Source organism: Streptomyces sp. NPDC059456 (genome assembly GCF_042750055.1).
In the GTDB taxonomy this organism is placed as follows: domain Bacteria; phylum Actinomycetota; class Actinomycetes; order Streptomycetales; family Streptomycetaceae; genus Streptomyces.
The window spans coordinates 1-4,014 of sequence record NZ_JBHYVA010000747.1; the positions used below are offsets into that span (position 1 = coordinate 1).

The 4,014-nt window shown below is 73.6% G+C and carries 5 protein-coding genes and 1 pseudogene; 3 read left to right on the top strand and 3 right to left on the bottom strand.

Annotation, left to right across the window (positions count from 1 at the left end; translation table 11 throughout):
- A pseudogene (locus ACFXA3_RS37645) lies at positions 1–270 on the top strand (hypothetical protein); the annotation flags it as partial.
- A gap of 9 nt (positions 271–279) precedes the next feature.
- Here ACFXA3_RS37645 and ACFXA3_RS37650 read toward each other — a convergent pair.
- Positions 280–900, bottom strand: coding sequence for an L-threonylcarbamoyladenylate synthase (locus ACFXA3_RS37650; RefSeq protein WP_385194955.1), 621 nt, complete (start codon positions 898–900; stop codon positions 280–282).
- A gap of 9 nt (positions 901–909) precedes the next feature.
- On the bottom strand, positions 910–1,785 hold the full coding sequence (locus ACFXA3_RS37655) for a LysR family transcriptional regulator (protein WP_385194958.1): 876 nt from the start codon (positions 1,783–1,785) through the stop codon (positions 910–912).
- A 70-nt stretch (positions 1,786–1,855) separates the two neighbouring features.
- Here ACFXA3_RS37655 and ACFXA3_RS37660 point away from each other — a divergent pair, with 70 nt between their 5' ends.
- The gene (locus tag ACFXA3_RS37660) at positions 1,856–2,467 is read left to right on the top strand and encodes a short chain dehydrogenase (RefSeq protein ID WP_385194961.1); all 612 of its coding nucleotides are present in this window, start codon (positions 1,856–1,858) and stop codon (positions 2,465–2,467) included.
- Here the strand turns inward: ACFXA3_RS37660 and ACFXA3_RS37665 are convergent.
- Positions 2,464–3,168 (bottom strand): TetR/AcrR family transcriptional regulator C-terminal domain-containing protein, encoded by a 705-nt coding sequence (locus tag ACFXA3_RS37665; protein WP_385194964.1) that lies wholly within the window; start codon positions 3,166–3,168, stop codon positions 2,464–2,466. The two genes, ACFXA3_RS37660 and ACFXA3_RS37665, sit on opposite strands and share 4 nt — an antisense overlap.
- A gap of 122 nt (positions 3,169–3,290) precedes the next feature.
- Here ACFXA3_RS37665 and ACFXA3_RS37670 point away from each other — a divergent pair.
- The coding region (locus ACFXA3_RS37670; protein ID WP_385194967.1) for a DUF4386 domain-containing protein at positions 3,291–4,014 on the top strand (724 nt) is incomplete at its 3' end.

The following is a 4,014-nucleotide window of genomic DNA, read 5'->3' on the forward strand; positions in this document are numbered from 1 at the left end:
GGCTGGTACCGGGTGGTGGTGGGCTGGTTCCTGGCCACCTCGCTGTTCCTGCTCATCAACGGCGGAATCCTCACCCTGCTCACGCCGCCGGCCGCCCCGGACGACATGTGCGGGCCCGGGCCGCTGTCGCCGGCCGGACACCAGGCCCTGATCAAGGCCTGGTTCTTCTGGGGCAGCGTCGGCTTCCTCGCCGGCCTGAACGAACGCTGGGCGTACGGCCTGGTCAGCCGGGGCGGCGAGCCGCGACCGGGCGGCCCGGCCACCGGCTGACGGCCCGCGTCACTCGAACCGGGTGGTGTCGCCCGCCCCGCGGCGCACGATCTCCGCCTCGCCGCCGGAGAAGTCGATGACGGTGGTCGGCTCGGTCCCGCAGTCGCCCGAGTCCACCACGATGTCCACGAGGTAGTCGAGCCGCTCCTTGATCTCCCAGCCCTGGGTCAGCGGCTCCGGCTCGTCGGGCAGGAGCAGGGTGCTGGACAGCAGCGGCTCGCCGAGGTCGGCGAGCAGCGCCTGGGTCACCGCGTGGTCGGGGATGCGGACGCCGACCGTCTTCTTCTTGGGGTGCAGCAGCTGGCGCGGCACTTCCTTCGTCGCGGGCAGGATGAAGGTGTAACTGCCGGGCGTGGACGCCTTGATCGCACGGAACACGTCGTTGTCGATCTGCACGAACTGGCCCAGCTGGGCGAAGTTCTGGCACACCAGGGTGAAGTGGTGGCGGTCGTCGAGATCGCGGATGGACCGGATCCGGGCGAGGCCGTCACGGTTGCCGAGCTGGCAGCCCAGCGCGTAGCAGGAGTCCGTGGGGTACGCGACGAGCGCGCCGGAGCGGATGCTGTCAGCGACACTGCCGATGGTGCGCTGCTGGGGGTTCTCGGGGTGCACGTCGAAGTACTTGGCCATTCGCCGAGCCTACGCGATCAGGCCACCGCCGGTGAGCGAGCGCCGGGCGTGGTCGCGGAAGGCGGCGGTCGCGGTGTGGGCCGGTGCGGCGGGCGCGAGGAAGAGCACCGTCACCGGCTCGGCGTCGGTCAGCGGCAGGTACCGGACGCCGGGGAACGGGTGGCTGTGCCGGGTGGCCTCGGCGGTGACCCCGACCGCCTCGCCCGTCGCGATGGCCGTCAGCCATTCGTCGACGTTGGCGACCTCGAGGGTGACCGAGGGCTTGCGTTCGTCGGGCCACAGGTCGGTGCCGGACGTCGCCGCCGTCGCGCACAGGACGACGGTCCGCTCGGCCAGATCGGCCAGGCCGAGCTCGGTGCGCGCGGCCAGCGGATCGTCCTCGGACAGGGCCGCGATCCGCGGCTCCCGGTACAGCGGCAGCACGGACAGCCCCGCGGCGTCGCCCTCCGGCAGGGTGCGCATGAACGCGGCGTCGATCTCGCCGCGGCGCAGCCCCGTCTCCGGATCCGCGAGCCGGTGCACCTGGACCGGGACCTCGGGGTGGTCGCGGCGCCAGTCCCGCAGCAGCCCCACGGTGTGCGGGCCGAGCGCGCCCCAGGCGAAGCCGACGCGCAGCGGCCGCGGGCCGGCCGCGGCCTCGGTGAGCGCGTCGTCCAGCTGGGCGAGGATGCGGTGCGCGTGCTCCCACAGGCGGTGCCCGGCGGGGGTGAGGCCGAGCCGGCGGGTCGTACGCTCCACCAGCGGCGTGCCGAGGCGGCGCTCCAGCTGGTCGAGGGTGCGGGACAGGGCGGGCTGGCCGATGCGCAGCACGGCGGCGGCGCCCGTGATGCTCCCCTCGTCGCCGATCGCCGCGAGGGCCCTCAGATGACGCAGCTCCACATTCATGACCGCCAAGCATAAATGCTGCCGAGAAGGCATTTCCCCGGCCGGTGCGGGTGCCCATAGCGTCGGGGTCATGCGAATCCTTCTCATCGGCGCGGGCGGCATGCTCGGCACCGCCGTCCACCACGCCCTGACCACCCGCGGCCACGAGGTCCTCACCGCCGGACGCTCGACCGGCGATCTGCGCTTCGACATCACGGACCCGCAGCAGATCACCGCCCTGTACGAGGCGGCCGGCCGGGACGGGCAGCTCGACGCGGTGGCGAGCGCCGCCGGCAGCGTCCCGTACAAGCCGGTCGCCCAAATGACCCCCGAGGACTGGACCGCGGCCTTCCGCGGCAAGGTCATGAGCCAGCTGGAGCTGGTCCGCCAGGGCACCGGGCGCATCGCGCCGCGCGGATCCTTCACCCTGATCACCGGCGTGCTGGCGCGCAGCCCGATCGTCACGGGCTCGGCCGCCTCGATGGCGAACGGCGCCGTGGAGGCCTTCGTCCGGGCGGCGGCCGTCGAGATCGCCCCGCAGCGGATCAACGCCGTCAGCCCCACGGTCTTCACCGAGGCCCTCGACGCCTACGGCGACTCCTTCCCGGGCTTCGCGCCGGTCGACGTCGCGGACGTGGCCCGGGCCTACGTGCGCACCATCGAGGGCGCGGGCACCGGCCGGATCCTGGAACTCGGCGACTAGCCGGCCACACCCCCGCCGGCGGAGGTCCAGCCCTGCCGGTGGAGGCGTTCGAAGCCTTCCAGTAGGAGGTCGAGCGCGAACTCGAACTCGAACCGGTCGTCACAGCCGCCGCCCACGACGGAGTCCCCGTCGTGGGCGGCGGCCATGGCCAGTTCCGCGACGTGCGGATAGGCCGCCGCGGCCTCCGGGGGCAGGATCGCCGGCCCTTGCGGAGCCGGTCCGGGGGCGGCGTCGAACACCTCCTGGGTGAACCCGAGGACACGGCTGCCGAGGGCGTGCATCGCATGGTGGGTGAGGTCGGCCGAGAGGCCGCCCGCGCGGAACGTCCCGATCACCGCGTCCAGGTGCGCGAGCACCGCCGGGGTCGGGCCGGTGCGCGAGCGGATCACCTGGGCCGCCCACGGGTGCCCCAGCAGGGCGGTGCGCGCGGACAGGATCCGCAGGCGGACCGCGGCCCGCCAGCCGGTGCCGGGGGCCGGCGGGCCGATCTCGCCCACGACCGTCTCCACCATGCCGTCCAGGAGCTCTTCCTTGTGGGCGACGTGCTTGTAGAGCGCCATCGGCACCACGCCCAGCTCCTGGGCGAGCCTGCGCATGCTCAGCGCCTCGATCCCGGTGGAGTCGGCCAGCGCGACCGCGGCGCGCAGCACCCGGTCCCTGCTCAGGGGCGCCCTCGGTGCCGCCTCCGGCTGCCGGGTCATGCGATCAGCTCCCTCGTGGTCGGTGCGCGGGCGGCCGCCCGGGCTTGACGAGTGTACGGCGTACACCTACCGTGTGTCTCGGGTGTACGCCGTACACCATCCAGGAGGGGGAGTGGTTCCGCATGGACGCGAAGAGCTCGACCGCATCGAAGGGGCCGGACAGGGGGACCGCGGTCGTCACGGGGGCGCTGTTCCTCGTCACGGAGGTCGCCGCGATCGCCGGTCTGCTGCTGTACGGACCCGTGCTGAACGGCACCGACTACGTCCTCGGCGCCGGCGCCGACACCCGCGTGTTCCTCGGTGCGCTGTGCGAGTTCGTCCTCGCGCTGGCGGTCGTCGGCACCGGGGCCGCCCTGTACCCGGTCCTGAAGCGCCGCAACGAGGGGGCCGCGCTCGGCTACGTCTGCGGCCGCCTGCTCGAAGCCGCCGTCATCCTCGTCGGCCTCGTCAGCGTGCTGTCCGTGGTGACCCTGCGCAGGGGGTCCGCCGCGGCGCCGGGCGGCGACAGCGCGTCCCTCGGCACGGCCGCCGACGCCCTCGTGGCGATCCACGACTGGACCTTCCTCTTCGGGCCCAACTTCGTGCTGGGCGCGAACACCCTGGTCCTGGCCTGTCTGATGTACCGCGCACGGCTCGTCCCGCGGCCCCTCGCCGTGCTCGGGCTGGTCGGCGGCGCAATGATCTGCGCCTCCGCGACGGCCGTGCTGTTCGGCCTCTACGAGCAGGTGTCCGGCGCCGGCTCGCTCGCCGCCCTCCCGGTGTTCGCCTGGGAGGTGGGCCTGGCCGTCCGGCTCCTCGTCAAGGGGTTCAGCGGGCCGGCTCAGCTCGCGAACACCTCCGAGAGGC